Raw genomic sequence first — 5,650 nt, 5'->3', positions numbered from 1 at the left:
TTCTGCGGTAAAGAAGGCAAGTTCGTGACCTCCCGTAACATCAAGGAGCGTCTGGACAAAGAGCTGCTGTACAACGTTGCACTGCGCGTTGAAGAAGGCGACTCGGCTGACAAGTTCAAGGTTTCCGGCCGTGGTGAGCTGCACCTTTCGGTTCTGATCGAAACCATGCGTCGTGAAGGCTTCGAAATGGGCGTTGGCCGTCCAGAAGTTATCATCCGCGTTGTTGACGGTGTTAAGCAGGAACCGTTTGAAAACGTGACCATCGACATCCCTGAAGATGCTCAGGGCCGTGTGATGGAAGAGATGGGGCTGCGTAAAGGCGACCTGACCAACATGGTTCCGGATGGCAAGGGTCGTGTGCGCCTGGAATACAACATCCCGGCACGTGGTCTGATCGGTTTCCGTAACCAGTTCCTGACCCTGACCAACGGTGCAGGCATCCTGACCTCGATCTTCGATCGCTACGACACCATGAAGTCGGGCCACATGTCCGGCCGTCAGAACGGTGTTCTGGTATCGGTTGAGACCGGCAAGGCACTGACCTACTCCCTGGAAACTCTGCAAGCACGCGGCAAGCTGTTTGTTGAGCACGGTCAAGAGATCTACAACGGTCAGATCATTGGTCTGAACAGCCGTGACAACGACATGGGCGTTAACCCTACCAAGGGCAAGAAGCTCGACAACATGCGTGCTTCGGGTAAAGACGAAACCATCGCACTGGTTCCACCTGTTCGCTTCACCCTGGAACAGGCTCTGGAATTCATCCAGGACGACGAACTGTGTGAAGTGACACCTAAGTCCATCCGTCTTCGCAAGAAGATCCTGGACGAAGGCGAGCGTACCCGCGCTGCCAAAAAGGCCAAAAACTAAGTCACTTAGTTAGCGGTTACAAAAACGCCCCCGACCTTGCGGTCGGGGGCGTTTTTTTATGCCCGGCGTTCGACTCTTTCGACGGTAGGAGGGGCCGGCCCCGGCCGTGTCGCGGCTAACCCGGCGTCCTGCCGGGTTAGCCACTGCGCAAAACCTGCGTTCGCCAGCGTGGTTTAAGGGGGCCCTTTAGATCAAAAACCAGATCAAAAACACGGTGTTCACGCGTAGGCGCAGTCGGTCGATACTCGATTGCTCGCGATCTTTTAAAGGTCAAAAGATCACGAGCAAGCTCGTTCCTACAGGCCTTGCTGCGTTCGGCCAGCGTGGTTTAAGGGGGCCCTCAGATCAAAAACACGGTGTTCACGCGTAGGCGTAGTCGGTCGATACTCGATTGCTCGCGGTCTTTTAAAGGTCAAAAGATCACGAGCAAGCTCGTTCCTACAAGCCTTGCTGTGTTCGGCCAGCGTGGTTTAAGGGGCCCCTCAGATCAAAAGCCAGATCAAAAGATCGCGAGCAAGCTCGCTCCTACGGGGGTTAGAAGCGCTCTAGCGTGCGCACATTTGTGTCACGCACCACTTCTTTGGGCTTGTAAGCGCAATAGCCAGGGCGTGGACCGATCTTGGGGTGGTTGCGGCATGTGTCCGGGCGGGTGTCATAAATCGTGCAGAAACGGCTTTTGCGGTCCAAATACAGGCAATCGTTGTTGCTCATGCGCTGCAAGGTAAAGATCTCGGATTTCGCGTTATAACGCTCTACGATCCCTTCCTTTTGCAACCGCTTGGCGATGTTCTTGGGCGGGTCGCCGCGTTCGAATTCGTCGACGATGCCGATACGGATCAAGTCCTTGATTTTCACCTCAACCGGCAAGGTGCAGCAGCTGGACACGCAGCCGCCGCACATATGGCTGGAGTATTTCTGCCACGTTTCGAGACGGTCGAGTTCCGCGGCGGCGATCAGTTGAGGCTTCATCAGGTATCCAAGAGGGGGCGGGTGTTCCGGGCGCGCGATCATACCGGGATTGATGTTTTTTTGAACACGATTTTGTTGCTTTCAGCCCAGTGGCGGTTCGGCACGGCCCCTGCATCAACCTCTGGCCAGTAACCGTTGAGCAAAAACTCTTGAACCCGAGCGGCTAGCGCTGTCAGACCAACTAGGCTCTAGCCACTCCTACTCTCTCGCCCGAGGTTGCATCGATGTCTCAGGAACCGCTTGTACGAGAAGCAGAGGTCGCCGCCTTCCGCGCGTCTGTGCTGGCCAAACTCACTTACGCAGTGGGCAAGGACCCGGATCACGCCTTTGACCATGACTGGTTTGAAGCCATTGCCTTGGCCGCGCGCGATCATATGGTCGAGCATTGGATGGACCATACCCGGCAGATTTATCGCAAGGATCAGAAGCGGGTCTATTACCTGTCGTTGGAGTTTCTGATTGGTCGCCTGCTTTATGACAGCCTTAGCAACCTCGGGCTGCTGGAGGTGGCGCGCGAGGCGATGACCGAGCTGGGCGTGGACCTGGAGCGCATCCGCCTGCTGGAGCCCGATGCGGCCCTGGGCAACGGTGGTTTGGGCCGGCTGGCCGCGTGCTTTATGGAAAGTATGTCGACCTTGGGCATTGCCGCCCACGGGTATGGCATTCGCTACGAGCACGGGTTATTCCGCCAGAGCATCGTTGACGGCTGGCAGCAGGAGCAAACTGAGAACTGGCTCGACTTTGGTAACCCGTGGGAGTTCGAACGCGCTGAAGTGTTGTACTCCGTCGGCTTCGGCGGTTCGGTGGAAACCCGGCAGGATGAACACGGCCAGGCTTGCCAGGTGTGGTGGCCGGGCGAGACCGTACGGGCGGTGGCCTATGACACGCCGGTTGTGGGATGGCGCGGGGCAAGTGTTAACACCTTGCGCCTGTGGCGGGCCCGGGCGTTGCACGATTTAAACCTGGGACGCTTCAATGCGGGTGACCATTTGGGGGCCGTGGCCGAAGTGGTGCGTGCGGAAAGCATTTCCCGCGTGTTGTACCCGGCGGACAGCAACGAGGCGGGGCAGGAGCTGCGGTTGCGCCAGGAATTCTTCTTTGTCTCGGCCTCGCTGCAGGACTTGTTGCGACGACACCTGCACGTTCATGACACGCTGCTGAACCTGGCCGAGCATGTCGCGATCCAGCTCAATGACACTCACCCTTCGATTGCCGTGGCTGAGTTGATGCGCATTCTGGTCGATGAACACCACGTCGAGTGGGGCGTGGCGTGGCAAATCACCGTTGATACGCTGTCTTACACCAACCATACGCTGCTGCCTGAAGCGCTGGAAACCTGGCCCGTCGGGCTGATGGAACGGCTGTTACCGCGTCATATGCAGATCATTTACCTGATCAATGCGCATCACATCGATGCCCTACGGGCCAATGGTATCCATGACTTTGACGTGCTGCGGGCGGTGTCGCTGATTGAAGAAGACAACGGTCGCCGTGTGCGCATGGGCAACCTGGCATTTCTGGGGTCACACAGCGTTAATGGTGTGTCAGGGCTGCACACACAGTTGATGCGCAGCACGGTGTTTGCCGAGTTGCACCAGCTGTACCCGGACCGCATTAATAACAAGACCAACGGCATTACGTTCCGCCGCTGGTTGTACCAGGCCAACCCGCCGTTGACGGCGATGCTGGTCAAGGCCCTCGGGCCGTCGTTACAGGACGATCCGGAGCACAGGCTGATCGAGCTGGAACCGTTTGCCGAGCAAGCCGATTTTCGTCGCCAGTTCGCGGCGCAACGCTTGCAGAACAAAGTCACCCTGGCGGCGTTGATCCATGAGCGTTTGGGCATTGTGGTCAACCCTGAAGCCCTGTTCGATGTGCAGGTCAAGCGCATCCACGAGTACAAGCGTCAGTTGCTCAACGTGCTGCACACCGTGGCGTTGTACCAGGCGATTCGAGCCGAGCCGGGCAAGCAGTGGGCGCCGCGGGTAAAAATCTTTGCGGGCAAGGCTGCGGCCAGTTACCAACAGGCCAAACTCATCATCAAGCTGGCAAACGATATTGCCCGCACCGTCAACAACGACCCGACCGTGCGCGGGTTGCTCAAGGTGGTGTTTATTCCCAACTACAACGTCAGCCTGGCCGAAAGCATCATTCCGGCAGCGGACTTGTCCGAGCAGATCTCCACCGCGGGCTATGAGGCTTCGGGCACCAGCAATATGAAGTTCGGCCTCAATGGGGCGTTGACCATCGGCACGATGGACGGTGCCAATGTTGAAATGTGCGAGCGGGTCGGGGCGGACAATATGTTTATCTTCGGTCTCAGCGCGCAGCAGGTTGAAGCCCGTAAGGGCGCAGGCGAGTTTCATGCGGGGGCGGATGTGGCGGCGTCCCATCGTCTTAATGACGTGCTGCAGGCGATTCGCGGCGGTGTGTTCTCCCACGATGACCCGACGCGTTACACCGGGCTGGTGGATTCGTTGATCGATCACGACCGTTTTCTGGTGTGCGCCGACTTTGATGCCTATTGGAATGCCCAAATGCGCGTTGAACAACTGTGGCATGACCAAGACGCATGGTGGCGCGCGGCAGTGCTGAACACCGCGCGCATGGGTTGGTTCTCATCGGACCGCACCATCCGCGAGTACGCGACGGATATCTGGAAAGCGCTGTAACCCAACACCTTTCGTGGGCGCTGATCGGACGCAAAGCCTGGCAACGGCTACGGTGTGCCAGGCTTGTTGAGCAAATAGGGTGGCCAGTGCAGGCTTTTCAGTTGATTTAAGGGTTCAGCTGACCCCGTTCGGCCAGTTCTCAGTCTGTTTAGAAGATTTGCACCGCAACACGCGTTAAACTGCGCGGGTTTTTCGCCCCCTCCCCCTTGTTCGGAGCCTTACATGTCCCGCGTTACCCTGAGTCGCTATTTGATCGAGCAGACCCGCAGCAACAAGACCCCTGCCGATCTGCGCTTCCTTATCGAAGTGGTGGCGCGCGCATGCAAAGAGATCAGCCACGCTGTATCCAAGGGCGCCCTGGGCGGAGTGCTGGGCAGCATGGGCACTGAGAACGTGCAGGGCGAAGTGCAGAAGAAGCTCGACGTTCTGTCCAACGACATCCTGCTGGAATCCAACGAATGGGGCGGTCACCTGGCCGGCATGGCGTCCGAGGAAATGGACAATGCCTACCAGATCCCGGGTCAGTACCCCAAAGGCGCCTACCTGCTGGTATTCGACCCGCTGGACGGCTCGTCGAACATCGACGTCAACGTTTCGGTCGGCACCATCTTCTCGGTATTGCGCTGCCCAACCGAGTACCTGACCCAGAACGACAGCCTCAACGAGCAGGCTTTCCTGCAGAAGGGCACCGAGCAGGTCGCCGCCGGCTACGCCATCTACGGCCCGCAGACCATGCTGATCCTGACCCTGGGCAACGGCGTCAAGGGCTTCACCCTGGACCGCGAAATGGGCAGCTTCGTGCTGACCCACGAGAACATCAGCATCCCGGAAACCACCGCCGAGTTCGCCATCAACATGTCCAACCAGCGCCACTGGGAAGCCCCGGTCAAGCGTTACGTCAGCGAGCTGACCGCTGGCGAGGAAGGCCCGTTGAAGAAGAACTACAACATGCGCTGGATCGCCTCCATGGTGGCCGACGTGCACCGTATCCTCACCCGTGGCGGCCTGTTCATGTACCCGCGCGACGCGCGCGAGCCGTCCAAGCCGGGCAAACTGCGCCTGATGTACGAAGCCAACCCGATGTCGTTCCTGGTCGAGCAAGCAGGCGGCGCGTCCACCGACGGCCACCAGCGCATCCT

Annotated in this window: 3 protein-coding genes and 1 pseudogene; 3 read left to right on the top strand and 1 reads right to left on the bottom strand. The window is 58.5% G+C overall.

Going from position 1 to position 5,650, the window contains the following annotated elements; genetic code table 11:
- A pseudogene (locus Q1W15_RS12715) lies at positions 1-870 on the top strand (translational GTPase TypA); the annotation flags it as partial.
- A 534-nt stretch (positions 871-1,404) separates the two neighbouring features.
- Here Q1W15_RS12715 and Q1W15_RS12710 read toward each other — a convergent pair.
- Positions 1,405-1,839, bottom strand: a complete 435-nt coding sequence (locus tag Q1W15_RS12710) for a YkgJ family cysteine cluster protein (RefSeq protein ID WP_300728831.1) — start codon at positions 1,837-1,839, stop codon at positions 1,405-1,407.
- A gap of 224 nt (positions 1,840-2,063) precedes the next feature.
- On the opposite strand from Q1W15_RS12710, the gene Q1W15_RS12705 reads away from it, so the two are divergent.
- Both Q1W15_RS12705 and Q1W15_RS12700 read left to right on the top strand, forming a co-directional pair.
- Positions 2,064-4,511, top strand: coding sequence for a glycogen/starch/alpha-glucan phosphorylase (locus Q1W15_RS12705; RefSeq protein ID WP_300728828.1), 2,448 nt, complete (start codon positions 2,064-2,066; stop codon positions 4,509-4,511).
- Between the two features lie 222 nt (positions 4,512-4,733).
- A partial coding sequence (locus Q1W15_RS12700; protein ID WP_300728826.1) for a class 1 fructose-bisphosphatase occupies positions 4,734-5,650 on the top strand: 917 nt, incomplete at its 3' end.

The sequence above is a fragment of the Pseudomonas sp. genome (assembly GCF_030150285.1).
In the GTDB taxonomy this organism is placed as follows: domain Bacteria; phylum Pseudomonadota; class Gammaproteobacteria; order Pseudomonadales; family Pseudomonadaceae; genus Aquipseudomonas.
Note: the sequence above shows the minus strand (reverse complement) of the source record. Positions and strands in the feature narration are given on the sequence as shown.